This is a genomic window from Spirillospora sp. CA-294931, from assembly GCF_050946795.1.
Classification (GTDB): Bacteria; Actinomycetota; Actinomycetes; order Streptosporangiales; family Streptosporangiaceae; genus Spirillospora.
Genome location: NZ_CP192006.1, coordinates 5301960 through 5327307, shown reverse-complemented (window position 1 = coordinate 5327307; position 25348 = coordinate 5301960). Strand labels below are relative to the sequence as shown.

The 25348-nt window shown below is 68.7% G+C and carries 17 protein-coding genes, 3 rRNA genes and 1 pseudogene; 15 read left to right on the top strand and 6 right to left on the bottom strand.

All coding sequences use genetic code 11. The annotated features are described in order from the left end of the window. Positions 1–672: 672 nt before the first annotated feature. A pseudogene (locus ACQPY4_RS24015) lies at positions 673–777 on the top strand (methyltransferase type 11); the annotation flags it as partial. 189 nt (positions 778–966) lie between these two features. Then, positions 967–1530 (top strand): methyltransferase domain-containing protein, encoded by a 564-nt coding sequence (locus ACQPY4_RS24010; RefSeq protein ID WP_433338994.1) that lies wholly within the window; start codon positions 967–969, stop codon positions 1528–1530. A gap of 34 nt (positions 1531–1564) precedes the next feature. Here ACQPY4_RS24010 and ACQPY4_RS24005 read toward each other — a convergent pair whose 3' ends face one another. Beyond that, on the bottom strand, positions 1565–2320 hold the full coding sequence (locus ACQPY4_RS24005) for a hypothetical protein (protein WP_433324228.1): 756 nt from the start codon (positions 2318–2320) through the stop codon (positions 1565–1567). A 799-nt stretch (positions 2321–3119) separates the two neighbouring features. On the opposite strand from ACQPY4_RS24005, the gene ACQPY4_RS24000 reads away from it, so the two are divergent. The 5 genes from ACQPY4_RS24000 to ACQPY4_RS23980 all read left to right on the top strand — a co-directional run bounded on the left by ACQPY4_RS24000 (position 3120) and on the right by ACQPY4_RS23980 (position 11251). Further along, a 16S ribosomal RNA gene (locus tag ACQPY4_RS24000) occupies positions 3120–4638 on the top strand. A 446-nt stretch (positions 4639–5084) separates the two neighbouring features. After that, positions 5085–8190, top strand: a 23S ribosomal RNA gene (locus ACQPY4_RS23995). Positions 8191–8372: 182 nt separating this feature from the next. After that, positions 8373–8489: ribosomal RNA gene (gene rrf, locus ACQPY4_RS23990) — 5S ribosomal RNA — on the top strand. Together the 16S, 23S and 5S rRNA genes form the textbook arrangement of a ribosomal RNA operon. 1020 nt (positions 8490–9509) lie before the next feature. Next, positions 9510–10601, top strand: coding sequence for a sensor histidine kinase (locus ACQPY4_RS23985; protein WP_433338992.1), 1092 nt, complete (start codon positions 9510–9512; stop codon positions 10599–10601). Beyond that, a complete protein-coding gene (locus ACQPY4_RS23980) occupies positions 10589–11251 on the top strand; it encodes a response regulator (protein ID WP_433324226.1) in 663 nt (220 codons plus the stop codon). Before ACQPY4_RS23985 ends, ACQPY4_RS23980 begins: the two co-directional genes overlap by 13 nt. Here the strand turns inward: ACQPY4_RS23980 and ACQPY4_RS23975 are convergent. Beyond that, entirely contained in the window at positions 11248–11808 is a 561-nt protein-coding gene (locus ACQPY4_RS23975; protein WP_433324224.1) for a dihydrofolate reductase family protein, read from the bottom strand. The genes ACQPY4_RS23980 and ACQPY4_RS23975 overlap by 4 nt on opposite strands. A gap of 11 nt (positions 11809–11819) precedes the next feature. After that, entirely contained in the window at positions 11820–12329 is a 510-nt protein-coding gene (locus ACQPY4_RS23970) for a cysteine dioxygenase (RefSeq protein WP_433324222.1), read from the bottom strand. Between the two features lie 63 nt (positions 12330–12392). Between ACQPY4_RS23970 and ACQPY4_RS23965 the strand changes: the two genes are divergently transcribed. Then, entirely contained in the window at positions 12393–13805 is a 1413-nt protein-coding gene (locus ACQPY4_RS23965) for a PLP-dependent aminotransferase family protein (RefSeq protein ID WP_433324220.1), read from the top strand. A 47-nt stretch (positions 13806–13852) separates the two neighbouring features. Here ACQPY4_RS23965 and ACQPY4_RS23960 read toward each other — a convergent pair whose 3' ends face one another. Together ACQPY4_RS23960 and ACQPY4_RS23955 are read right to left on the bottom strand one after the other, a co-directional pair. Then, positions 13853–15022 (bottom strand): beta-1,3-glucanase family protein, encoded by a 1170-nt coding sequence (locus ACQPY4_RS23960; protein WP_433324218.1) that lies wholly within the window; start codon positions 15020–15022, stop codon positions 13853–13855. 10 nt (positions 15023–15032) lie between these two features. Then, positions 15033–15983, bottom strand: a complete 951-nt coding sequence (locus ACQPY4_RS23955) for a glycoside hydrolase family 16 protein (protein WP_433324216.1) — start codon at positions 15981–15983, stop codon at positions 15033–15035. A gap of 291 nt (positions 15984–16274) precedes the next feature. On the opposite strand from ACQPY4_RS23955, the gene ACQPY4_RS23950 reads away from it, so the two are divergent. The 6 genes from ACQPY4_RS23950 to murA all read left to right on the top strand — a co-directional run bounded on the left by ACQPY4_RS23950 (position 16275) and on the right by murA (position 23412). Beyond that, complete coding sequence (locus ACQPY4_RS23950) at positions 16275–17579, top strand: extracellular solute-binding protein (protein ID WP_433324214.1); 1305 nt, start codon at positions 16275–16277, stop codon at positions 17577–17579. A gap of 135 nt (positions 17580–17714) precedes the next feature. Then, entirely contained in the window at positions 17715–18671 is a 957-nt protein-coding gene (locus ACQPY4_RS23945; protein ID WP_433324212.1) for a carbohydrate ABC transporter permease, read from the top strand. Next, on the top strand, positions 18668–19546 hold the full coding sequence (locus ACQPY4_RS23940; protein WP_433324210.1) for a carbohydrate ABC transporter permease: 879 nt from the start codon (positions 18668–18670) through the stop codon (positions 19544–19546). Before ACQPY4_RS23945 ends, ACQPY4_RS23940 begins: the two co-directional genes overlap by 4 nt. Positions 19547–19606: 60 nt before the next feature. Then, a complete protein-coding gene (locus ACQPY4_RS23935; protein ID WP_433324208.1) occupies positions 19607–21034 on the top strand; it encodes a GH1 family beta-glucosidase in 1428 nt (475 codons plus the stop codon). Beyond that, entirely contained in the window at positions 21034–22038 is a 1005-nt protein-coding gene (locus tag ACQPY4_RS23930) for a LacI family DNA-binding transcriptional regulator (protein WP_433338990.1), read from the top strand. The genes ACQPY4_RS23935 and ACQPY4_RS23930 overlap by 1 nt, the downstream gene beginning before the upstream one ends. 66 nt (positions 22039–22104) lie before the next feature. Further along, entirely contained in the window at positions 22105–23412 is a 1308-nt protein-coding gene (murA, locus tag ACQPY4_RS23925) for a UDP-N-acetylglucosamine 1-carboxyvinyltransferase (protein ID WP_433324206.1), read from the top strand. Here the strand turns inward: murA and ACQPY4_RS23920 are convergent. Beyond that, complete coding sequence (locus tag ACQPY4_RS23920; RefSeq protein ID WP_433324204.1) at positions 23409–24566, bottom strand: pyridoxal phosphate-dependent aminotransferase; 1158 nt, start codon at positions 24564–24566, stop codon at positions 23409–23411. The genes murA and ACQPY4_RS23920 overlap by 4 nt on opposite strands. 51 nt (positions 24567–24617) lie before the next feature. Here ACQPY4_RS23920 and ACQPY4_RS23915 point away from each other — a divergent pair, with 51 nt between their 5' ends. Beyond that, on the top strand, positions 24618–25343 hold the full coding sequence (locus ACQPY4_RS23915; protein WP_433324202.1) for a GntR family transcriptional regulator: 726 nt from the start codon (positions 24618–24620) through the stop codon (positions 25341–25343). The last annotated feature ends 5 nt before the right edge of the window (positions 25344–25348 follow it).

The following is a 25348-nucleotide window of genomic DNA, read 5'->3' as shown; positions in this document are numbered from 1 at the left end:
GACCCCAGCGGGGTCGTCAGCTCGCGTCCTCCTCACCTCCGCAGGCGGGCGTCCAGCCAAACACACACCTGGACGCCCGCTAGGCGTGGGAACGCACCGACCCGCCCGCAAGCTCGAGCGCGTGTGACCCTCGCAACACCACCGGCCGGTCGCCAGGCCGCCCCAAACACAGCGCCCACGCAAATTGGTGCCGCCCTGCCCAGCATCCCCCGGCCCTGGCCTCGTCCTAGGGCAGACGCCGCTCCCGGGCCTGGCGTCGCTCTGGGCCTGGCGTCGTCCCGTCCTGGCCTCGCTTCGGGCGCTGGCGCCGCCCTGGGCCCGGCGCCGCCCGGGCTGGCGTCGTCCCGGGTCAGGCGTGGCCCAGACGTCGCCCCCGGCGCCGGCATCGCTGCGCTCTTGGCGTCGCCCTGGCCCGGCGTCGCCACGGGCCGCCGTGACTCCAGCGCGATCAAGGCGATCCGCCGCGATTCTCGGGTGGAAGTCTCACTGCCGAACGAGATCTGGGCCAGCCGTCCCCGAAGCAGATGCCTACGCCGCGGGTCGTCGGGACCCGCCGGACAATGGTTCGCGCGGTGACGGATGCATCGCCCGCCGTGGCGCTTGTGGCGAACTCGGGGACTGGACGTCGTGAGGCGACGTCGCTGCCCGATGGTGGCGTGGTGACGGTGAGGGATGCTCGATGATGGACGGATGCTGGCTGATGTCGTCGACTACCTGGTGTGTCCCGTATGTGGGGCTGACCTTGAACTCCAGGCGAGCGCCTTGCGCTGCGCGGACGGGCACACCTTCGACGTCGCTCGCCAGGGCTATGCCAATCTCCTCCCCGGGAACGCGCGTGCGGGGACGGCAGACACCCAGGACATGGTGCGCGCTCGCGACACGTTTCTGAGCGCGGGGCACTTCACCGCACCCGCGAAGCTCCTTGCGGAACGCGCGGTCTCCGCTATGGGGAGCGCAGGCTGTGTCTTGGACGCTGGCGCTGGGACGGGGTACTACCTCTCGGGTGTTCTGGACCGGGTCCCCGGGGCGGTCGGTCTGGCCATGGACATCTCCAAGCACGCGGCGCGACGAGCCGCTCGGGCGCATCCGCGTGCAGGCGCCGTGGTGGCCGACCTCTGGCGTCCTCTCCCGGTGCGTACGGGGGCGGTGGACGCGATCGTCAACGTCTTCGCACCGCGCAACGCTCCCGAATTCCACCGGGTGCTGGGACGCGGCGGAGCGCTCCTGACGCTCACACCGTCCGTCCGGCACCTGGGACCGCTGGTAGAAGCCCTCGGCCTGATCTCGGTCGACGAGCACAAGGACGACCGCCTCGAAGCGAGCCTTGCCGGGCACTTCGCTCTGGAGTCTCGCGAGGGCCTGGACGTCGAGGTCGCCCTCGACCACGCCGAAGCCGCCACGTTGGTCGGCATGGGCCCCAGCGCGCACCACATCCCGCCAGACGAACTCCGCCGACGAATAGAGCCTCTGGCCGAGCCCTTGACGGTGCCCTTGTCATTCGTGCTCTCGACCTTTCGCCGCCTGGACTAGCACCAAGCAGCGCTGCCGCCACGCCCGGGGGAGGTCAGACGAGGCGTTGGGGCTGCCGCTGGCGGTGGTCCGTCGACTGGGCCGGTGGGGTGGGGCAGGACGTGTTCGTGGGCGGGCGACGGGTGAGGTCGAGCGTCACCTGGGGGACGTCCCCGGGCTGGACGAGGGTCTCGATGCCCAGGGTCCCGTCCGGTGTTGCCGCAGAGACGCCGACGGAACGGACGGCGGCGCTGAGCAGCACGCGTTGCAGGGCCTGACCGGCGCGGAGCCAATCGGCGGGGGAGTCCCCCCGAACCGTGAGAACTGCCTTGGTGGCGCCTTCACCAGGGAGGCGATGCAGCGTCGCCCCTTCAAGGCGGGCTGCGCCCGCGAGTTCGTTGAGGACCGGTAGTGGCACAGGTGCGCCGTGCGTACGGTCGCGCATACGGGACGGGCTGAGCGTGGCAGCGTAGAGAAGCCTCTCCGAACGCGTCACGCGATGCCTGCCCGCGAGGCGAACGGTCGCCAGGAGCGTCGGGCGCTCAGGATCGGGCAGCAATCGCACGACCGCCGCGCACCCGAGCTGCGCCGCCGCCAAACGCAGGTTGATCAGGACCGCGCCGCAACTTCGGTGGACGTCGCGTCCCCGCGGATCGTGCGCCGGTCGGAACCGCGCCGGATCGGCACGGACCTCGATCAGGTCCGGTAGTACCTTCAGCCGCCACGCGTGGACGTCGTGTGCAGTCGGGCCCATGGTCGCCGCGACGACCAGACGCTCGGGAGAGTGACGAACAGTGGCGGATGCGCTCATGCGGGGTCCTCCTGACTCGACCCGAAGCCGACACGGGGCGACGACGCCGCTTCGAAACCTGGGCGAAGAGCCGCCCTCAGGCGATGCGGTCGACCGAACCGTACCTCAATGTGAACTCCAGCACATAATGCGTGACCTGGGATGATTTGCTGTGCCAAAGATGCGAAAGCCTTCTATCGAGTCTTGAGTGACTGGCGCGATTTGACGCTCCCCTTGGGGGGCTCGTAGAGTTTTCAGTGCCTCACGGGGATGACGGGACGCCGACAGGCGGACGGCCTCTGAGGATCCAGCCGGAAAACGGGTTCGAGCTTCGCTCGGACTGCTGTACGATGGCTAAGTCAGCCCGAGACGGGACGCAGGACGCCGCAAGGTGGCCGGCCCGGAGGGCACTCCCTGCAAGTCGATCTAGGCGGCCTCTGGCACGCCGACATTGATGTGCGGGTTCAGGCGAGTCCAGCCGTCAAAAGATCTTCACCGGATCTACTTGACAGCGAAGATTCGCCCGGTAAGGTAGAAGGGTTGCCCCGGAGCCAGCCTCGCGAAAGTGAGTGTGGGCGCGGTGGGTGTCCGTTTCTTGAGAACTCAACAGCGTGTTAAAAGCCAGTGCCTTTATAGGCCAGGGCCTTCTTTGTGAGGGTCTTGGTCGCCCCGTGGCCACTGTTTCTCGTTGCGAGGGATGGTGGTGGGGATTTCTTTGAGGCAAGCAGCCCCTCTGTTGGAGGGGTTTGTATTGTCAGGATGTTTCACTCATAGGGTTTGGCGGGTTCCGGGTTCGCCCCCGGAGCTTGTCGTTTGGACCTTAATGGAGAGTTTGATCCTGGCTCAGGACGAACGCTGGCGGCGTGCTTAACACATGCAAGTCGAGCGGAAAGGCCCCTTCGGGGGTACTCGAGCGGCGAACGGGTGAGTAACACGTGAGCAACCTGCCCCTGACTCTGGGATAAGCCTGGGAAACTGGGTCTAATACCGGATATAACCACTGATCGCATGGTTTGGTGGTGGAAAGTTTTTCGGTTGGGGATGGGCTCGCGGCCTATCAGCTTGTTGGTGGGGTGATGGCCTACCAAGGCGACGACGGGTAACCGGCCTGAGAGGGCGACCGGTCACACTGGGACTGAGACACGGCCCAGACTCCTACGGGAGGCAGCAGTGGGGAATATTGCGCAATGGGCGGAAGCCTGACGCAGCGACGCCGCGTGGGGGATGACGGCCTTCGGGTTGTAAACCTCTTTCAGCAGGGACGAAGCTAACGTGACGGTACCTGCAGAAGAAGCGCCGGCTAACTACGTGCCAGCAGCCGCGGTAATACGTAGGGCGCAAGCGTTGTCCGGAATTATTGGGCGTAAAGAGCTCGTAGGCGGTTTGTTGCGTCCGTCGTGAAAGCCCACGGCTTAACTGTGGGTCTGCGGTGGATACGGGCAGACTAGAGGCAGGTAGGGGAGCATGGAATTCCCGGTGTAGCGGTGAAATGCGCAGATATCGGGAGGAACACCGGTGGCGAAGGCGGTGCTCTGGGCCTGTACTGACGCTGAGGAGCGAAAGCGTGGGGAGCGAACAGGATTAGATACCCTGGTAGTCCACGCCGTAAACGTTGGGCGCTAGGTGTGGGGTTCTTCCACGGATTCCGCGCCGTAGCTAACGCATTAAGCGCCCCGCCTGGGGAGTACGGCCGCAAGGCTAAAACTCAAAGGAATTGACGGGGGCCCGCACAAGCGGCGGAGCATGTTGCTTAATTCGACGCAACGCGAAGAACCTTACCAAGGCTTGACATCGCCGGAAAACCATCAGAGATGGTGGGTCCTTTTTGGGCCGGTGACAGGTGGTGCATGGCTGTCGTCAGCTCGTGTCGTGAGATGTTGGGTTAAGTCCCGCAACGAGCGCAACCCTCGTTCCATGTTGCCAGCACGTTATGGTGGGGACTCATGGGAGACCGCCGGGGTCAACTCGGAGGAAGGTGGGGATGACGTCAAGTCATCATGCCCCTTATGTCTTGGGCTGCAAACATGCTACAATGGCCGGTACAGAGGGCTGCGATACCGTAAGGTGGAGCGAATCCCTTAAAGCCGGTCTCAGTTCGGATTGGGGTCTGCAACTCGACCCCATGAAGTCGGAGTCGCTAGTAATCGCAGATCAGCAACGCTGCGGTGAATACGTTCCCGGGCCTTGTACACACCGCCCGTCACGTCACGAAAGTCGGCAACACCCGAAGCCCGTGGCCCAACCACTTGTGGGGGGAGCGGTCGAAGGTGGGGCCGGCGATTGGGACGAAGTCGTAACAAGGTAGCCGTACCGGAAGGTGCGGCTGGATCACCTCCTTTCTAAGGAGCACTAACTGGCTCGTACGCCTCCCTGGAGGGTTCGAGTCGGTGGCTGTCTTCGGTAGCGAATGTCTGCCGGGCAGCTGCTCATAGATGTGGAGCACTGGCTACTCAGCAAGTCTTCCTGTGTGACTTGGCTAGTACCGCCCCTCTTTTGGGGAGTGGGAACGGCAAGCTTGGGCGGGAGGCTGGTTGGACACGCTGTTGGGTCCTGAGGAAACGGACCCTTCAGCCCCAGATCATCACCTTGTGGGTGGTGGGTTGGGGCTGGGTTTTTTCTTCTGGATTGCGGGACCAGATTCTTGCTTCTTGGTTGGGGTGAGGTTTGGTGGGCCTGCTTGTTTTTTGAGAACTACACAGTGGACGCGAGCATCTCTGATAGAGCTCTGGACTCTCTTTTTTGGGGGTTTGGGGTTCTCTCTGCGATTTGTTTGATCGTTTTGTGTGTTCAAGTTTTTAAGGGCATACGGTGGATGCCTTGGCATCAGGAGCCGATGAAGGACGTGGGAGCCTGCGATATGCCTCGGGGAGTCGGCAACCAGACTTTGATCCGGGGATTTCCGAATGGGGAAACCTGGCACTCGTCATGGGGTGTCGCCGCCGTCTGAATGTATAGGGCGGTTGGTGGGAACGCGGGGAAGTGAAACATCTCAGTACCCGCAGGAAGAGAAAACAATTGTGATTCCGTGAGTAGTGGTGAGCGAAAGCGGAGGAGCCTAAACCGTGCGCGTGTGATACCTGGTAGGGGTTGCGTGTGCGGGGTTGTGGGACCACCTGGCTAGATCTACCAGTCTGGCAGGAAGTTATAAAGTGACGTGATAGTTGAACGGCTTGGGATGGCCGACCGTAGACGGTGAGAGTCCGGTAGACGAAATTGCGTTGCCTTTCTGGTGTGTTCCCGAGTAGCACGGGGCCCGTGAAATCCCGTGTGAATCTGCCACGACCACGTGGTAAGGCTGAATACTTCCTGATGACCGATAGCGGACCAGTACCGTGAGGGAAAGGTGAAAAGTGCCCCGGTGAGGGGTCGTGAAATAGTACCTGAAACCGTGTGCCTACAAGCCGTCAGAGCCTCCTACAAGGACACTTGTGTTTTTGTTTGGTGATGGCGTGCCTTTTGAAGAATGAGCCTGCGAGTTATGGTGTGTGGCGAGGTTAACCGGTGTCGGGTAGCCGTAGCGAAAGCGAGTCTGAATAGGGCGTTTTAGTCGCATGCTGTAGACCCGAAGCGGGGTGATCTAGCCATGGGCAGGGTGAAGCGCCGGTAAGACGGTGTGGAGGCCCGAACCCACCAGGGTTGAAAACCTGGGGGATGACCTGTGGTTAGGGGTGAAAGGCCAATCAAACTCCGTGATAGCTGGTTCTCCCCGAAATGCATTTAGGTGCAGCGTTGCGTGTTTCTTGCCGGAGGTAGAGCTACTGGATGGCTAATGGGCCCTACAAGGTTACTGACGTCAGCCAAACTCCGAATGCCGGTAAGTGAGAGCGTGGCAGTGAGACTGCGGGGGATAAGCTTCGTAGTCGAGAGGGAAACAGCCCAGATCATCGGCTAAGGCCCCTAAGCGTGTGCTAAGTGGTAAAGGATGTGGAGTTGCCGTGACAACCAGGAGGTTGGCTTAGAAGCAGCCATCCTTGAAAGAGTGCGTAATAGCTCACTGGTCAAGTGATTCCGCGCCGACAATGTAGCGGGGCTCAAGCACACCGCCGAAGCCGTGGCACTCCAACTTGTTGGGGTGGGTAGGGGAGCGTCCTGCAGCCGGTGAAGCCGCCGAGTGATCGAGTGGTGGAGGCTGTGGGAGTGAGAATGCAGGCATGAGTAGCGAATCACACGTGAGAAACGTGTGCGCCGGATGACCAAGGGTTCCTGGGGCAGGCTAATCCGCCCAGGGTAAGTCGGGACCTAAGGCGAGGCCGACAGGCGTAGTCGATGGACAACGGGTTGATATTCCCGTACCCGCTGGTATGCGCCAACGCTGAACCCTCTGATGCTAACCACCCGATCTCTGCTGTGGGTCTTCGGACCTGTGGTGGGGGGAGCGTGGGGCCCGAGGGGGTAGTAGGTGAGCGATGGGGTGACGCAGGAGGGTAGCTCAGCCCAGGCGATGGTTGTCCTGGGGTAAGCCTGTAGCCCGGTGTGTAGGTAAATCCGCACACCGTTAAGGGTGAGAGGTGATGCCGAGCCGTTTTAGGTGAAGTGAGTGATCCCATGCTGCCGAGAAAAGCCTCTAGTGAGTGTACCGGCGGCCCGTACCCCAAACCGACTCAGGTGGTCAGGTAGAGAATACCAAGGCGATCGGGTGAACTGTGGTTAAGGAACTCGGCAAATTGCCCCCGTAACTTTGGGAGAAGGGGGACCACGCCCGGTGAGCACCCTTGCGGTGGGAGCTGGGTGGGGTCGCAGAGGCCAGGGGGAAGCGACTGTTTACTAAAAACACAGGTCCGTGCGAAGTCGTAAGACGCGGTATACGGACTGACGCCTGCCCGGTGCCGGAACGTTAAGAGGACCGGTTAGACCCGTAAGGGTCGAGGCTGAGAATCTAAGCGCCGGTAAACGGCGGTGGTAACTATAACCATCCTAAGGTAGCGAAATTCCTTGTCGGGTAAGTTCCGACCTGCACGAATGGCGTAACGACTTCCCCGCTGTCTCAACCACAGGCCCGGCGAAATTGCAGTACGAGTAAAGATGCTCGTTTCGCGCAGCAGGACGGAAAGACCCCGGGACCTTCACTATAGCTTGGCATTGGCGTTTGGAGCGTCTTGTGTAGGATAGGTGGGAGACTGTGAAACTCAGACGCCAGTTTGGGTGGAGTCGTTGGTGAAATACCACTCTGGTCGTTTTGAGCGTCTAACCCGCACCCGTGGATCCGGGTGGGGGACAGTGCCTGGTGGGTAGTTTAACTGGGGCGGTTGCCTCCCAAAGAGTAACGGAGGCGCCCAAAGGTTCCCTCAGCCTGGTTGGCAATCAGGTGGCGAGTGCAAGGGCACAAGGGAGCTTGACTGTGAGACCGACAGGTCGAGCAGGTGCGAAAGCAGGGCCTAGTGATCCGGCACCGGCGTGTGGAAGCGGTGTCGCTCAACGGCTAAAAGGTACCCCGGGGATAACAGGCTGATCTTCCCCAAGAGTCCATATCGACGGGATGGTTTGGCACCTCGATGTCGGCTCGTCGCATCCTGGGGCTGGAGTAGGTCCCAAGGGTTGGGCTGTTCGCCCATTAAAGCGGCACGCGAGCTGGGTTTAGAACGTCGCGAGACAGTTCGGTCCCTATCCGCTGCGCGCGTAGGAGAATTGAGAGGGTCTGTCCCTAGTACGAGAGGACCGGGACGGACGAACCTCTGGTGTGCCAGTTGTCCCGCCAGGGGCACGGCTGGTTGGCTACGTTCGGTCGGGATAACCGCTGAAAGCATCTAAGCGGGAAGCCTTCCTCAAGATGAGTTCTCCCACCCCTTTGTGGGTGTAAGGCCCCCAAGAGACGATTGGGTTGATAGGCCAGAAATGGAAGCGCCGTGAGGTGTGGAGTTGACTGGTACTAATAGGCCGAGTGGCTTGAACACACTGAACGTTCAAACCAATCGCAGAGTGTGTGTCCTGATTTTGAGCGTGTTCGCGTCCCTGTGTGGTTCCCAGAAAACAAACGGGAACCGTGAATTTGATAATTAGATATGTCTGAGCCTTGCGCTTGGACGACAAGCTTCCAACACGTCACCGCTTTGGTGTGTGGGTGTTGGGTTGGTCGTTCGGTGGTTTTGGCGAGGGGGAAACACCCGGTCCCATCCCGAACCCGGAAGTTAAGCCCTTCAGCGCCGATGGTACTGCACGGGAGACTGTGTGGGAGAGTAGGACACCGCCGGACTCATATTGCAGAAAGGCCCCGCCGTCACGGCGGGGCCTTTCTCATTTTAATGATCTTTTGGGAAGAGCTAAGGCTCAGTTGAAATCGAAGTTCAGCGCCTCGTCGCCTTCGGCTGCCTGCTTGTTGACGGCCACGCAAGGGAGCGCAGGCCAAGAAGATCAACGGCGAGGACATGGACGCGACAAGTTCCTCATCCGCCGCGCCACGGTCGAGCGCATCGGCTGACCAGTTGCCCATGCGGGGCGGCGTCGCCGGGAACTGACCTTGCCTGGATTCCCTCGACACCGACGCCAGGCGCTCACCCCGGCCGAGTTGGCGCGTGAGTGAGCGGCTGGAGGCCTCGACCGCCAGTCGCTGGCCGAGGAGCGGCGTGACTGACTGGCCATCGAGATGCTCAAGGATGTGTTGCGGCGGCGTGGTGCAGGGTGCGCAGGTGCGACGGGGGCGTTGCTGACGCTGTTTGTTGGCCCGAGGAGCGGCCAGTTGACTAGCCGTCGAGATGGTCGAGGGCGGGCTGGCTCGAGGCGGTGCAGGGTGCGCGGGCGGTGTCCAGGTGCGGCCCGGGGCTGGTGGGTGTGGCGTGTGCCGGTTGGGGACGTCGCTGACGGCGCTTCTTGGCCGAGGCGCGGCCGCCTGGCTGACTGCCGGGATGCTCATGGGCGCGTCAGGTGGGGCGATGCAGGATGCGCGGGTGGCGTCTGCGCACGGTGGGGGCTGGCTGGGGTGGCGTGCCATGCAGGGTGGGGACGCCGGTTGTTGGCTTAGGAGTGGCTGTGTGGCTGGCTGTCGGGGTGCTAAGGGCGCGTTGGTTTGGGGTGCGTCTGCGGGTGGCGCTTGCGGGCAGGGTGAGGGTGTCTGTGTGTGGCGGGGTGGGGGCGGTTCGACTGGGGGTGGGGGGTGGCACCGACTTTGGTCGGTGTCGGGGAGAAGGGGGGCGTGGCTAGCCTTTGGGGGGTGAAGGGCGAGGTCAGCTGTGGTGGGCGGGTGGGAGCTGGGGCTCGGGGTGTCTCGGTGGCCGGGATGGTCGTGGGGGTCGGTGCCCTGGTCGTGTTGACGGTCGGGGGGCGGTATCTGGCCGATGGGGCGTCGCGGGTACTGGTCCTTGATGTCGTGGTGGGTGTGGTGGGTTGCGCGTTGCTGCCTGTCCTGACGCGGCGGCCGGTCGGGGTGGCGTTGCTGCTGGCGGTTCTGGCGATGGTGTCGCCTGCCGCTACGCCGCTGGCGACGTTGGGCGCGTTGCTGGTGGCTCAGCGGCGCGATTTTCGGGTGGCCGTCGGGGTGTCGGTGATCGGGGCCGCGGCCCATGTGGTGCAGGGGTTGTGGCGTCCGAACGATGGGATCTCCCTGGGGTGGTGGCTTGTCCTGATCGCGGTCGGATATGGGGCGCTGATCGGGTGGGGAGCGCAGACCCAGGCGCGGCGGGCGCTTCTGGTGTCGTTGCGGGAGCGGGCGCGGCGGGCCGAGGCGGAGCAGGGGCGCCGGGTGGCCGAAGCGCGCATCCTGGAGCGGACGCGGATCGCCCGGGAGATGCATGACGTCCTGGCGCACCGGCTGTCGCTGCTGGCCACGTATGCGGGGGCGCTGGAGTACCGTCCCGACGCTCCGCCCGAGAAGCTGGCGCATGCGGCGGGTGTCGTCCGGGCGGGGGTACATCAGGCGCTCGACGAGCTGCGCGAGGTGATCTGCGTGCTGCGCGAGGACGACGAAGCTGTTGAGGGGCGGCCGCAGCCCGTGCTGGCGGATCTGCCTCGGCTGGTCGAGGAGTCGCGGGACGCCGGGACGCGTGTCCGGCTCGATGACCGTGTTGTCCAGCCGTCTGCTCTTCCGCCCGTGGCGGGGCGTACGGCCTATCGGGTCGTCCAGGAGGGGCTGACGAATGCTCGCAAGCATGCGGCGGGGCGTCCCGTGCGGGTGCTGCTGGAGGGGCGGCCTGGGGAACGGCTTGTGATCGTCATCAGCAACCCGCTGTCGGAGGGCCGGGCCTTGGCGCCGGGCGCCGGCACCGGTCTGGTCGGGCTGACCGAGCGGGTGCAGCTGGCCGGGGGACGGCTCGACCACGAGGTGTCCGGCGGCGAGTTCCGCCTGCGTGCCTGGCTACCATGGCCCGCGTGAGCCCTCCGCTGCGCGTCCTCATCGTGGACGACGACGCCCTGGTGCGGGCGGGGCTGGCGCTGATGCTCGACGGGACGCACGGCATCACGGTCGTGGGTGAGGCGGCCGACGGTGACCAGGTGCCCGCGGCCGCCGACGCGCACGCGCCGGACGTCGTGCTCATGGATCTGCGGATGCCTCGGGTGGACGGTATCGCCGCCACCCGGGCGCTGCGCCGCAGGCCCGACCCGCCCGAGGTGGTGGTGCTGACCACGTTCGACTCCGACGAGAACATCCTGCTGGCGCTGCGCGCGGGCGCCGGGGGGTTCCTGCTCAAGGACACGCCGCCGGGGGAGATCGTCCATGCCATCACCCAGGTCGCGGCGGGCGAGCCGATCCTGTCGCCGCGGGTCACCCGGAGGTTGATGGACCGCGCGGCCGTCCAGGCGGACGCCTACCAGAAGGCTCGTGCGGCGCTGGCGACGCTCAGCCCCCGGGAGAGCGACGTCGTCCTGGCGGTGGCCAAGGGGCGAGCGAACGCCGAGATCGCCGCGGAGCTCTACATGACCGTCGCGACGGTCAAGGCCCATGTCTCCCACATTCTGACCAAGCTCGACCTCGACAACCGCACCCAGATCGCGCTTCTCGCGCACGACGCCGACCTGGTCTAACCTCTGACGCCGTAGCTCACGTAGAGCACGCCGTTGCCGAAGCGCCGCTCGTCCAGCAGTTCGAGGTCGGCGCGGACGCCGTCCGGGAAGAACGGATGGCCGCCGCCGACGATCGCCGGGCCGAGGTAGAGCCGGTACTCGTCGACCAGCCCGGCGCGGATCGCCTGCGCGGCCAGGACGGGGCCCGCGACGGCGATGTCGAGGTCGGATCCGGCCTTCAGCCGGCGGACCGCCTCGGGGTCGAACGCCGGCTCGATCCGGGTCCGCTCGCTCGCGGCCTCGGTCAGCGTGGTCGAGTAGACGATCTTGTCGGTGGACTGCCAGGTCCGCGCGAACGCGTGGGCGAACGGCGGGTTGGCGGGGTCCTGGTGCGCGGTCTCCCAGTAGACCATCGTCTCGTACATGCGGCGGCCGTAGAGGTGCGTGCCGATCTCTTTCATCTGCTCGTTGACGAACTCGTGGGTCTCCCGTTCGGGGGCGCCCCAGCCGAAGTCGCCGTCCCGGTCGCGCACGAAGCCGTCGAGTGAGGTGATCATCGAGTAGATCAGCTTGCCCATGGGTGGTCCCCTCAGTTGTAGTAGCGGCGGACGCTGGAGCCGATCCTGGACACGTCCGTGCCGTAGATGTGCAGGGTGATGGCGTTGACGGACGTCCGGTTGACGACCTTGTGGATGTCGCCCGGCGGGGCGAACCCGCTGACGTCGCCGGGGTGGTTGTCGTTCTCGCCGATCGGGTTCAGGTCCTCGTCGTACACGATCTCGTGCTCGACGCCCTGCAGCCCGCCGAAGACACACCAGGTGGTGTGGTCGTGGATGCGGGTGCCCTGCCCCGGCCGCCAGACCACGGCCAGGACGGAGAAGGAGGAGTCGGGCTCGATGTGGAGCACGTGGCCGCGTGCCCGGTCCGGGTCCCCGAGGCGTTGCTCGGGGGTGAGGATGGCGGGCGTGGGCAGGCATCGGCGGAGCCGGTCGGCGACGAGCCCGGCGGTGGCGGGCCAGTCGGCGCGGACGCCGACGGCCTCGCGCACCCCCTCGATGAGCTGCTCCAGTGCCGGGTGGCGGGCGAGCGTGGCGGTCATGTCTTCTCCTTTCGCCTGCCTCCAGGCTGCCGGGAAGGCGGTTCGCCGGTAAGGTCCGATCGCATGGCGGTCGAGTGGACCGGTTCGGATCCCGAGTTGTCGCTGCGGCTCGACCGCACGCTCGGCGAGCCGCTGCGCGTCCAGCTCGAAGGCGCGTTGCGCCGGGCGATCCAGTCGGGACGGCTGGAGGCGGGGGAGCGGATCCCGTCCACCCGTCGGCTGGCCGCCGAGCTGGGCGTCTCGCGCGGGCTGGTCGTCGACTGCTACGCGCAGCTGGAGTCCGAGGGGTATCTGAGCAGCAGGCCCGGTTCGGTGACGCGGGTGGCCGAGGGGGCCCGGAGTACGCCCGTCGCCCGGCGGCCGGAGATCGCGCCGCTGCTGGCGCCGCTCCCGCCGGGCGGGGTCGATTTCCGGCCGATCCAGCCCGACCTCTCGTCGTTCCCGCGCCGCGACTGGCTGTGGGCGCTGGGCGAGGCCGGACGCCGGGCGCCCGGCTCCGCGTTCGGCTACGGCGAGGCGCAGGGGAGCGGCAGGCTGCGGGAGGTGCTCGCGTCCTATCTGCGCCGGGTGCGCGGGGCGGTCGCGGAGCCGGAGCTGATGGTGATCAGCGGGGGCTTCGCGCAGGGGCTCGCGCTGGTGCTGGACGCCTTGGCGGCGCGGGGCGTCCGTCGCGTCGCGGTCGAGGAGCCCGGTCCGGCCTACCGCGACGTCGTCACGCATCGGGCGGGGGTCGAGGCGGTGCCCGTCCCGGTCGACGAGGGCGGCATCGACGTCGGCGCGCTCGCCGCGACCGGCGCGGGGGCCGTGCTCCTGACCCCGGCCCACCAGTCGCCGACCGGCGTGGTGCTGACCCCCGAGCGGCGCCACGCCGTGCTGGCCTGGGCCCGCGAGCGGGACGGGCTGGTCATCGAGGACGACTACGACGCCGAGTTCCGCTATGACCGCGAACCCGTGGGCACGCTCCAGGGCCTGGCGCCCGATCGGGTCGTCCTGCTGGGCACGGTGAGCAAGTCCCTGGCGCCCGGGTTGCGGCTGGGCTGGGTCCTCAGCCCGCCGGGGCTCGTCGCGGCCGTCGGCAACGGCAAGCGGTACGCCGACCGGGGGTCGCCGGCCCTCGACCAGCTGGCGCTCGCCACGCTGCTGGAGTCGGGACGCTTCGACCGGCATCTGCGCCGGATGCGCAAGGTCTACGGTGCCCGCCGGGCCGTCCTGCGGGAGGCGCTGCACCAGCGGGCGCCGCGGGTGCGGGTCGGTGGGCTGGCCGCCGGACTGCACGCCGTGGCCCACCTTCCCGGCGACCTCGACGAGGAACGGGTCGTCCGCGAGGCGATGGCCCGCTCGGTCGGCCTGCACGGCATGAGCCACTACCGGATCGACGGGGCGACGCGTCCGCCGGCGCTCGTGCTGGGCTTCGGTCACCTCACCGAGGGTGCCATCGGCCGCGGCGTCGCCTCGATCGCCGACCTGCTCGCCTGACCCGCCTCCGCGCGGCGCCCGCGTTGGGCGCGGGCGCCTTCGCCTGGTCAGAAGGGTGTCAGGGCGATCTCGGCGGAGGTGGGGGCGGCGTCGTGGACGAGCGACTCGAAGCCGCCCACGTCGTCGAAGGCGAAGCCGAAGGCCCTGCCGTCGGTCATGTTCGCGTGGATGACGCGCGAGTAGTGGTCGGTGACGTCCTGCTTGTAGAAGTCGGCGGCGTCGTAGGTGGGCTGGGTGTGCAGGTGGCCGAGCGTGGAGCGATGCAGGCCCGCGCAGAGCGTGCGGGCGATGGGGCCGACGACCCGGTCGTTGGGGGCGTGCAGCCTGCCGTCGCAGCCCAGGACGTCCCGGGTGGACGGCTTGTGGAACGTGGCCACGCGGGCGCCCGATCCGTCGGTGAACTGGAGCGCCCCGGCTGCGTCGGTGCGGCCCTCGAAACGGGTGCCGGGCTCGTTCTGGAACGGGACGACCGTCAGCGTCCGCGACCGGTAGGTGTTCCATGCCTGGTCGACGTAGCCGTCGAGGTAGGAGGCGCTGAACCGGCCCGCGTCCAGGGCCTTGCCGGGGGACAGGACGCGCAGGCGGGTGCCGTCCGGACGAGTCGAGATAAGCCCGTCCCAGCCCGGCTGCGCCCGGACGGCGTCGAAGACGCGGTCGCGGCCCCCGGGGACGAGAAGCCCGGTCCGCTTGGTGCCGCCCCCGCCGGTCACCGACACCGCGTGGGGCACGCTGAACATGTCGACCTGCGAGCTGTTCAGCCAGAGCCCGGCGTCGTTGTAGGTGAACTCGCTCCAGTCGAACAGGATCGCGTGGTTGGGGTCGCTCGGGTTCCACGGCGCGGGCTGGACGAGGCCGTCGGGAGTGAGGAAGAACTTCAGCTTCTCGCCGAACGACATGTACATGCGGCCCGAGGTGCCGCGCGGGACCCGGAGCGTCTTGCGGGCGCCCGGGCCGGGGCCGGGGATCGCGGCGTCGGGGGCCGGGGACGGCGGGTTGGAGCCCGCGGGCCAGGGGGTGAACGTTCCGGACTCGGTGACGTACCCGAGCCTGCCGCTGGCCAGGTCGGTTCCGAGTACGTACAGGTGGACCTGCTCGGAGCGGCCCGAGTCGTTGGAAACGTGCAGCGGGAGCGTGGCTACCCGGGTGGACGAGGCCGGGGCGGCGGTGCCCAGGGCCAGGACGCCCGCGAGGGCACCGGCGATCAGGATCGTGCGCACGATGGCCTCCTCAGGCGTCCTTGCCCTGCCAGACGGCGACGTAGTCGGCGGTCAGCGGGCGCCCGGAGACCGTTTCGGCGGTGGGGGTGGCGTGCCCGGCGACCCCGTCGGGGAAGGCGCCGCCCATCGCGACGTTGAGCAGCAGGAAGTAGCCCTCGTGCTCGGTCATCTTCGTCCACGTCTCGGCGCCCAGCCGCGACTCGCTGACGCTGTGGTACTGCTCGCCGTCGACGTACCAGCGCAGCTCGTTGGGGGTCGTGGAGCGGTCCCACTCGAACCGGTAGGCGTGCATGCCGGACTGGCAGGACGCCCCGGGGCACGCGCGGCTGGCGCCCAGCCCGGAGGTCTCATTGCACGGGCCGCCGGGGTTCACCCCGCAGTGCAGGACGCCCCAGACGGAGTTGATCCCGTTGACGTTCTCCATGATGTCGAACTCGCCGATCGCGGGCCAGTTCCAGTAGTCGCCCCGGTAGGGGGAGCCCAGGGCCCAGAAGGCGGGCCAGTAGCCCAGCGCCTGCGGGCCGGTGACGTCGGGCATCTGGATGCGGGCCTCGATCCGCAGCACCTGCCCGTCGGCGGGCTTGAAGTTCGCGCGCCTGGTCTCGACGCGCGACGAGGTCCACTCGCCGGACGGGCCCTTCACCGGCGTGATCCGGAGGTTGCCGTTCCCGTCGAGCCCGAGGTTGGACGGGTCGGCGGTGTAGCGCTGGATCTCGCCGGTGCCCCAGTTGCCGGGGCCGCCGGGGTAGCCGTGGCCGGTGCTGATCGTCCAGTTGTCGGACGAGGGCGGGGCTCCGGCGGCGCCGTCGAAGTCGTCGCTCCACACCAGCGTCCATCCCGGGGGAGGCGGCGGCACGGCGGTGGCTTCGGCGGGCGGAGCGGCGGCCAGCGTGGCGGGGAGGCCGAGCACAGCCAGGGCGGCGAGCGGTCTGCGGAGACTGCGGGGGGCGGGAAAGGACATTGCGGGGTCCTCTCGGGAGCGGGAGCAAGTGAGAATTTTTCATCACCTGCCGGGTGCCGCCAATGTCGCCCCCGAGGTGCCGCCTGTCAAGGGGGAAAATGGAGATCGTGAGAGCGCTCTATCTTTTCGATCGCGAGAACGCCTCTGCTCGTTGGGTCGTCCGGACCGGTCAAAGCGCGGATGGAACGGTATATCCGAGAATCCTTCGCGATGCCTGTTGACAACCACGGGCCCGGCGGGGAATCTCTGTGAGAGCGCTCTCACGCAGTCCCCCACCCCCCGAGGACAGTCATGCGCACACAAACTCGGCGCGCGATGCGCCGCTCGGCCGCCCTCCTGGCCGTGCTCGCCCTGGGCGCCCCCGCCTGCGGCGGCGGAGGCGGCGCCGGTTCGGACGGGAAGGTCACGCTCACCGTCGACACCTTCAGCACCTTCGGGTACGAGGAGCTGTTCACGCGGTACGAGGCCGCCCATCCCGGTGTGAAGATCAAGCACCGGAACGTGGTGCAGCTCGACGAGTACCTGCCCCGGCTCGAACAGTGGATCGCCGCCGGGAGCGGGGCGGGGGACGTCGTCGCGCTCGAAGAGGGCATCCTGACCAAGTTCATGGAACGGCCCGACCGCTTCGTGAACCTGCTCGACCACGGCGCCGGATCGCTCCGGGGCGACTTCCTCGAATGGAAGTGGAAGCAGGCGCTGAGCCGCGACGGCAAGCGGCTGGTCGGGCTCGGGACCGACGTGGGCGGCCTGGCCATGTGCTACCGCACCGATCTGTTCGCCAAGGCGGGCCTGCCCACCGGACGCGACAAGGTCGGGGCGCTCTGGCCGACCTGGGACGCCTACGTGGCCGCCGGGCGCAGGTACGCTGCCAAGGCTCCGGCGGGGACCAGGTTCGTCGACGGGGCCGTCAACCTCTACAACACGATCCTCGCCCAGCAGGCCGCGCAGGGGCCGGGCCACACCTACTTCGACCCCGGCGGCACGCTGGTGGCGGGCAGCAACCCCGCCGTGCGGGGCGCCTGGGACCTCACCCTGAAGATCAAGGACGCCGGGCTCTCGGCGGGTCTGAAGTCGTTCGAGCCGAGCTGGGGGAGCGGGCTGAAGGAGGCCAGGTTCGCCACCATCGCCTGCCCCTCCTGGATGCTTGGCGTGATCAAGGAGAACGCGGGCGCGGGGGCGTCCGGGAAGTGGGACGTCGCGCCCATCCCCGGCGGCGCGGGCAGCCGCGGCGGCTCCTTCCTCGCGGTGCCCAAGCAGAGCCGGCACCAGCGCGAGGCGGCCGAGCTGGTCAAGTACCTCACCGGAGCCGACAGCCAGATCGCCGCCTTCAAGGCCCGCAACAACCTGCCGTCCTCGCCCCGGGCGCTGGACGACCCCGCCGTCACCTCGTTCCGGAACGACTACTTCGGCGGCGCGCCCGTCGGCAAGATCTACGCCTCCGGCGCCAAGGCGCTCAAGCCGCTGTATCTCGGCGCCGACACCAACCCCGTCAACCAGCGCTTCGAGGACGCACTGCTGGCCCTCGAACAGGGCCGGCTCGCGCCCGGCGCCGCCTGGAGCAAGGCGCTCAAGGACGCCGAGCGCGAGGCCCGCTGAGTCCAGAACCGAACGCGGCCCAGAGCCCGGTCGGGACGGGTGGCCCCAGCGGCGGCCCGACCCCTGGCGGTTCCCCAAGGCCGTCCGCCGGCCCCCGTCCCGACCGTCCACCCGTCCACCCCGGAAAGGACGCCGATGAGCGTGTCCCTCCGCTCCCGTCCGCGTCCCGTGCGGGCGGCGCCGCCCCGGCTGCGCACGTCCGCGCGGACCCGGTGGGACCTGAAGTTCTCCCCCTACCTGTTCGTGTCGCCGTACTTCGCGCTGTTCGCGGTGTTCGGGCTCTTCCCGATGGGCTACACGCTGTGGGTCGCCCTGCACGACTGGGAGTTGCTGGGCGAGCGCGAGTTCGTCGGGACCGAGAACTTCCGGCTCGTGCTGACCGACCCGCAGTTCTGGAACTCGGTCGGGAACACGGCGGGCATCTTCGTGCTGGCGACCGTGCCGCAGCTGCTGATGGCGCTGGTGCTCGCCAACGGGCTCAACCGCTCGATGCGGGGCCGGACGCTGACCCGGATGGGCGTGCTGGCGCCGATGGTGACCTCGATCGCGGCGGTGGCGATCGTGTTCAGCCAGCTGTTCGGCCGCGACTTCGGGCTGGTCAACTGGGTGCTCGGCGGCTTCGGGGTGGACGCGGTCGACTGGACGGCCCACCGCTGGTCGTCCTGGTTGGCGATCTCGGTGATGGTCGACTGGCGGTGGACGGGCTACAACGCGCTGATCTACCTGGCGGCGATGCAGTCGATCCCGCGCGACCTGTACGAGGCGGCGGCGATCGACGGAGCGTCCCGGGCCCGGCAGTTCTGGACGATCACCCTCCCGCTGCTGCGCCCGACGATCCTGTTCACCGCCCTGATCTCCACGATCGGCGGGTTCCAGCTGTTCACCGAGCCGCTGCTGTTCGGCAACGGCGACATGACCGGCGGATCGCTGCGGCAGTACCAGACGGTCACGATGTACATGTTCGAGAACGCGTTCCGGCGGTTCGACTACGGCTACGCCTCGGCGGTCTCCTGGATGCTCTTCATGATCATTCTGCTCGGCTCCCTGCTCAACTTCCTGTGGCTGCGACGCGTCGGAGGCAAGACGTCATGAAGTCCAAGCCGACCAGGACGACCAGGAGAAGGCGCACCGGGCCGGTCGCGACCCTGTGGGGCGCGGGCCCGCTGACCAGGATCATGCTGGTCGCGACCGTGGTGCTGTCGCTGTTCCCGATCTACTGGATGCTCGTCGTGGCGACCCGCACCAACGACGCCGTCGGGTCGGTGCCGCCGCCGGTGACGCCCGGCGGCGAGCTGGGACGCAACCTGGCGCGGCTGTTCGGCAACGACCAGGCGCACTTCGCGCTCGGCCTGGCCAACTCGGCGGTCGCCGCCACGGCGGTGACGGCGTCCACGCTGCTGTTCGCCACGCTGGCCGGGTTCGCGTTCGCCAAGCTGCGCTTCCGCGGCCGCAACGCGCTGCTGCTGGTCATGCTGGCGACGATGATGGTCCCGGTCCAGATGGGCGTCATCCCGCTGTACATGCTGATGGCCGAGATCGGGTGGACGGGTGAGCTGAAGGCCGTCATCGTGCCGTTCCTGGTCACCGGGTTCGGCGTGTTCATGATGCGGCAGTACACGATGCAGGCCGTCCCCGACGAGCTGATCGAGGCCGCCCGGATGGACGGCTGCTCCACGTTCCGCATCTACTGGAGCGTCGTGCTGCCCGTGCTGCGGCCCGCCATCGCCGTCCTCGGCCTGTTCACCTTCATGCAGACCTGGAACGAGTTCATCTGGCCGCTGGCCGTGCTCGATCCCGACAACCCGACCGTCCAGTACTCCCTCAACCTGCTCAACGGCGCCCACTACACCGACTACTCGCTGATGTTCACCGGGACGGCGGTGGCGACGCTGCCGCTCCTGGTGGTGTTCCTGCTGTTCGGACGGCAGATCATCGGCGGGATCATGGACGGCGCCCTCAAGGCCTGACGCGCCCCGAGCAGACCGCATCCCGCACCAGCAGCGCATCATCGGAGGGACCGGCGACACATGACCGCCACCGAAGCCATCACCGCGACCGACCGCCGCGTCACGTTCCCGCCCGGGTTCCTGTGGGGCGCCGCCACGGCGGCGTACCAGATCGAGGGCGCGGCGCGCGACGACGGCCGCGGCCCCTCCGTCTGGGACACCTTTTCCCGCACCCCCGGCAAGGTGGCGGACGGGCACACCGGCGACGTCGCCTGCGACCACTACCACCGGTTCCGGGACGACGTCGGGCTGATGGCCGAGCTGGGGCTCGGCGTCTACCGCTTCTCGGTGGCGTGGCCGCGCGTCCAGCCGGACGGGTCGGGCCCGGCCAACCCGCGCGGCCTGGACTTCTACGACCGGCTGGTCGACGCGCTGCTGAACGCGGGCATCGTCCCGTATGCGACGCTCTACCACTGGGACCTCCCGCAAGCCCTGGAGGACCGGGGCGGCTGGACCGAGCGCGACACCGCCTTCCGCTTCGCCGACTACGCCGCCGTCGTGCGCGAGCGGCTGGGCGACCGCGTCGAGCTGTGGTCGACGGTGAACGAGCCCTGGGTGGCGGCGTTCCTCGGTTATGGTTCGGGCGTGCACGCCCCCGGCCGGACGTCCGCCCACGACGCCTTCCGCGCCGCCCACCACCTGCTGCTCGCGCACGGGCTGTCCGTGCGCGAACTGCGCGCGGGCGGGGCGGCGCGCGTGTCGCTGACGCTCAACCTCGCGCCGGTCGTCGGGCGTGGCGGCGGGGCGGGTCCCGCGGGCCCCGACACGGCCGCCGCCGACCTGGTGGACGCCCTGCTCAACCGGCAGTTCCTCGACCCGGTGCTGCGCGGCGGCTATCCCGAGCCGGTGCTGGCCGCGGCCGCGCGCCTGGGCGGGCTCGACCATGTCCGCGACGGGGACGCCGCCGTGATCGCCGAGCCGATCGACCTGCTGGGCGTCAACTACTACAACCCCACCTACGTCGCGGCCGCGCCCGGCACGCCCGCCGACCCCGCCTTCCCCGGGTCCGAGGGCGTGGCGTTCCCGCCCGCCGACCCGCCGCTGACCGCGATGGGGTGGCCCATCGTGCCCGACGGGCTCGGCGAGGTCCTGGTGCGTCTCAGCCGCGACTACCCGGGCGTCCCGCTGATCATCACCGAGAACGGCGCCGCGTTCGAGGACGAGCGGGGGCCCGACGGCCGTGTCCCCGACCCGTGCCGGATCGCCTACCTCGACGCCCACCTGCGCGCGGCCCATGCCGCGCTGGCCTCGGGCGCCGACCTGCGGGGCTATCTGGTGTGGTCGCTGATGGACAACTTCGAGTGGGCCGAGGGCTACGGCAAGAGGTTCGGCCTGGTCTACGTCGACTACGCCACGCAGCGGCGCGTCCTGAAGGACAGCGCGCGCTGGTTCCGGGACGTCATCTCCGATAATGGGATCGCAGCCAACGGTACCGGGGGACACACTTGATCAAACGTCCGACGCTGGAGGCCGTCGCGGCCAGGGCGGGGGTGTCGCGCGCGACGGTCTCCCGGGTGGTGAACGGGTCGTCGAGCGTGGCGCCCGGCATCCGCGCCGCCGTGCTGCGCGCGGTCGACGAGCTCGGCTACGTGCCGAACTCGGCGGCCCGCAGCCTGGTCACCCAGCGTACCGACACCATCGGGCTGGTGGTGTCCGAGCCCCCGGCCCGGGTCTTCTCCGACGACCCGTTCTTCTCGATCGTGGTGCGCGGGGTCGGCCAGGAGCTGGAGGCCGCCGACAAGCAGGTCGTGCTGCTGCTGGCGTCCTCGCCCGCCGGGCACGCCCGGGTGGAGCGGTACGTCGCCGGCGGCCATGTCGACGGCGTGATCCTGCTGTCGATGCACGGCTCCGACCCGCTGCCCGCCGCGCTGGCCCGGCTGCACGTCCCGGTGGTGTCGCACGGCCGTCCCGTCTCGGCCGCGCGGATGCCCTACTGCGACTGCGACAACGTGGGGGGCTCGCGCGCCGCCGTCCGGCACCTGCTCGACCGGGGACGGCGCCGCATCGCCAACATCGCCGGGCCGCCCGACATGACCGCCGCCATCGACCGGCTCACCGGGTACCGCGAGGTGCTGTCGGGCACCGACCGGCGGTCGCTGGTGGCCATGGGCGACTTCACCCGCGAGTCGGGCGCCGCGGCCATGCGCCAGCTCCTGGAGGACGACCCGAGCCTGGACGCGGTGTTCGCCGCGACCGACCTGATGGCGATCGGGGCCCTGCAGACGCTCCGCCGCGCCGGGCGCCGCGTCCCCGACGACGTGGCCGTCGTGGGCTTCGACGACATCGAGGCCGCCCGGTTCACCGACCCGCCGCTGACCACGATCCGGCACCCGATCGAGGAGGTGGCCCGCTCGATCGTGCGGGTCCTGCTCGCGGGCGACACGGCCGACGGAGACCGTCTCGCCGAGCCGCTGATCCTGCCGACGGAGCTGGTGGTGCGCGACTCGTCCTGAATCGTTTACGGCCGGTACCCGGGTGGTTTACGGGCGATCCCTCAAGGGAGCGCGTACCCTGCTCGCGTGACCGAAAAGGTGTGGGAGATCGAGCCGTCCGGGCCGCTGCGCGGCGACGTCACCGTCCGGGGCGCCAAGAACGCGGTCAGCAAGCACATGGTGGCCGCCATGCTCGGACGCGAGCCGAGCACGATCCGCAACGCCCCTGACGTGGGCGAGGTCGGAATCACCGCCGCGATGCTGGAGCATCTCGGCATGACCGTCGAGCGCTCCGGCGGCGAGCTGACGATCGTGCCGGGCGCGATCGCCGAGCCCAACGTGCCCAAGGCGTTCACCGGCCTCAACCGCATCCCGATCCTCATGCTCGGCCCGCTGCTGCACCTGGCCGGGGAGGCGTTCGTCCCGCTGGTCGGCGGCGACCCGATCGGCCGCCGCCCGGTCGACTTCCACGTCGACGCCCTGCGCGCCTTCGGCGCCGAGGTGGAGATCGCCGCCGACGGCATCCACGCCCGCGCCGTGCGGCTCACCGGCACCCGGATCAACCTGCCCTACCCCAGCGTCGGCGCCACCGAGACCGTGCTGCTCGCGGCCGTGCTGGCCAAGGGCAAGACCGTCATCCGCAACGCCGCCACCGAGCCGGAGATCATCGAGCTGGCGCTGTTCCTCCAGCGGATGGGCGCGCGGATCTCCTTCGCCCCCGACCGCCGCATCGTCGTGGAGGGCGTCGAGCGGCTGCGCGGCGCCGAGACCCTGCTGGCGGGCGACCGCATCGAGGCGTTCTCCTACCTGGTCGCCGGGCTGGTCACCCGGGGCGAGGTGCGCGTGCACGGCTGCCCGCAGGACCGCCTGGTCACCGCGATCACCACGCTCACCGGCATGGGCGCCCGGTTCGCGATCACCGATGACTGGATCATGGCGTCGGCGCCGGACGGGCTGCGCCCCGCCGCCGTCCAGACCGACACCCACCCCGGGTTCGCCACCGACTGGCAGACCCCCTTGATGGTGCTGTTCACGCAGGCCGACGGCATGTCGGTGCTGCACGAGACGGTGTACGAGAACCGGCTGGCCTATGTCCCCGCCCTCAAGAGCATGGGCGCCGAGATCGAGGTCTACGACACTTGCCTGGGCGGCCCGGCCTGCCGCTACCACGACACGGCGGCGCTGCACTCGGCCGTCGTGCGCGGCGTCAGCAAGCTGCGCGGCGGCGACGTCACCATGCCCGACATCCGGGCCGGCTTCTCCGCCGTCCTGGCCGCCGCCGTCGCCGAGGGGCCGTCCACCCTGCGCGGCGTCCACCACATCGAGCGCGGCTACCACCACCCGGTCGACCAGTTCCGGGCGCTCGGCCTCAGCCTGCGCAGCCGCGGCGTCTAGAGCGCACGCTCGAACCGTTCCCGCAGGCCGGCAAGGCGCGACACGGGCTCGTTGGCGAAGACCAGCCGGAGGTAGTGCTCGCCGGAGGGGCCCCAGCCGTCCATCGGCGTGGCGGCGATCCTGGCGCGGTCGAACAGGCGCCGGGACAGGGCCGCCGGGGTCAGGCCGAGGGGACGGGTGTCCACGAGCAGCGACCACCCTCCGGCGGGCGGGACGACGGGCAGGCCCGCCAGGGCGTCCATGACGGCCGTGTTGCGCTCGGACCAGACGGCGGTGGCGGCGGCCACGTCGGCGTCGGCGTCCGGGGCGGCCAGCGCGGTGGCGACCGCGCGCTGGGCGATGCCGACCTGGCAGACCACGTTGGTGAGGCCGACCAGGCGGATGTCGGCCATGATCTCGGCGGGACCGGTGACCCAGCCGACCCGCCAGCCGATCATCCGGAGCTCCTTGGACGCCGAGCCGATCGTGATCGTGCGCCCGGCCAGACCGGGGACGCGGGCCGGGTGCGCGGGCGGCAGCCCGTCGAAGCGGATGCGCTCCATGGCCGCGTCGTAGATCAGCCAGGCGTCGTGGCGGTCGAGGGCCTCGGCCAGGGCCGTCCAGTGGGTGTCGTCCAGGACCAGGCCGGTGGGCATGACGGGGCCGAGCATGAGCGCGGCGGCCGTGTTGGGGCCGACGGCCGCGGCCAGGCGCTCGGGGTCGACCGTCCAGCCCTCGGCGGTGGCCTCGCAGGCGACGAAGCGCGGCACGCCCCCGGCCAGGCGGACGCGGTTGACCAGGCCCGCGTAGTTGGGGTCGCACAGGACGACCTCCTGGCCGGGCTCCACGGTGGCCAGGAGGGTGTTGAGGACCCCGTTGAGTCCGCCCGCGACGCTCACGCACTCGGTGGCCGGGTCGTAGGAGCGGCCCGCCAGGCGCCCGACGTGGGCGGCGGCCGCTTCGAGCAGGGCGCGGTGGCCCTGGAACGGAAGGTAGCTGTTGGCGTCGTCGTCATCGACGGCCTCCCGGGTGGCCGCCAGCGCGGCGGCGGGCGGGCGCACGTCGGTGTCGAGGTTCTCCAGGCGCAGGAACTCGGGGTCGCCGGTGGCGTCCGCGGCGTCGCCGACGACGTCGACGCCGATTCCGGGGATGTCACGAAGCCGGGACACGGTCATGTTGTCACTCCCGATGTTGTTGCCATGAACGGTACTGGCCCAGAATGAAGGGTGATCAATTCCTCGGGCCCGTTGCCGAAGTACCTCCAGCTCCGGGCGATCCTGCTCGACCTGATCGACGACGAGCGGCTGCCCGTGGATGCCCCGGTGCCCTCCGAGCGCGAGCTGTGCCGGCAGTACGGCGTGTCGCGGATGACGGTCCGGCAGGCCGTCGACCAGCTGGTCGCCGAGGACCGGCTGCGCCGCATCCCGGGCAAGGGGACGTTCGTGGCGCGGCCCAAGGTGCAGATGCCCAAGGAGCTGGTGTCCTTCACCGAAGACATGGTCTCGCGCGGGCTGCGGCCCGGCTCGGTCGACCTGGCCGCCCGGACGGACGAGGCCGACCCGCGCGTGGCCCGGATGCTGGGCCTTGACCGGGGCACCCCCGTATACGTGATCGAGCGGCTGCGGCTGGCCGACGGCGAGCCGATGGCCATCGAGCGCTCGCACATCCCGGCGTCGGCGGCGCCGGGACTGGTGGAACGGCGTCCCCCCAACACCTCCCTGTACGAGGCGCTGGAGAAGCACTACGGGATCGTGATGGACGCGGGGGAGCAGACCATCGACGCCGGGCCGGTGGGGCCCGAGGAGGCCGTGCTGCTGGAGATCGAGGCCGGGGACGCGGTCTTCTTCATGGAGCAGCGGACGTTCAGCCGGGGCGTGTGCGTGGAGGCCGCGCTGGCCACCTACCGCGCCGACCGCTACCGCATCCATCTGGGCCTGGAGACCCCGCGCTGAGGCGC

Excerpts from the sequence above, each read along its gene's own strand:
- ACQPY4_RS24005 (WP_433324228.1), bottom strand. The coding sequence starts at position 2,320 with ATGAGCGCATCCGCCACTGTTCGTCACTCTCCCGAGCGTCTGGTCGTC.
- ACQPY4_RS23985 (WP_433338992.1), top strand. The coding sequence starts at position 9,510 with ATGGTCGTGGGGGTCGGTGCCCTGGTCGTGTTGACGGTCGGGGGGCGG.
- ACQPY4_RS23980 (WP_433324226.1), top strand. The coding sequence starts at position 10,589 with ATGGCCCGCGTGAGCCCTCCGCTGCGCGTCCTCATCGTGGACGACGAC.
- ACQPY4_RS23975 (WP_433324224.1), bottom strand. The coding sequence starts at position 11,808 with ATGGGCAAGCTGATCTACTCGATGATCACCTCACTCGACGGCTTCGTG.
- ACQPY4_RS23970 (WP_433324222.1), bottom strand. The coding sequence starts at position 12,329 with ATGACCGCCACGCTCGCCCGCCACCCGGCACTGGAGCAGCTCATCGAG.
- ACQPY4_RS23965 (WP_433324220.1), top strand. The coding sequence starts at position 12,393 with ATGGCGGTCGAGTGGACCGGTTCGGATCCCGAGTTGTCGCTGCGGCTC.
- ACQPY4_RS23955 (WP_433324216.1), bottom strand. The coding sequence starts at position 15,983 with ATGTCCTTTCCCGCCCCCCGCAGTCTCCGCAGACCGCTCGCCGCCCTG.
- ACQPY4_RS23950 (WP_433324214.1), top strand. The coding sequence starts at position 16,275 with ATGCGCACACAAACTCGGCGCGCGATGCGCCGCTCGGCCGCCCTCCTG.
- ACQPY4_RS23945 (WP_433324212.1), top strand. The coding sequence starts at position 17,715 with ATGAGCGTGTCCCTCCGCTCCCGTCCGCGTCCCGTGCGGGCGGCGCCG.
- ACQPY4_RS23940 (WP_433324210.1), top strand. The coding sequence starts at position 18,668 with ATGAAGTCCAAGCCGACCAGGACGACCAGGAGAAGGCGCACCGGGCCG.
- ACQPY4_RS23935 (WP_433324208.1), top strand. The coding sequence starts at position 19,607 with ATGACCGCCACCGAAGCCATCACCGCGACCGACCGCCGCGTCACGTTC.
- ACQPY4_RS23920 (WP_433324204.1), bottom strand. The coding sequence starts at position 24,566 with ATGACCGTGTCCCGGCTTCGTGACATCCCCGGAATCGGCGTCGACGTC.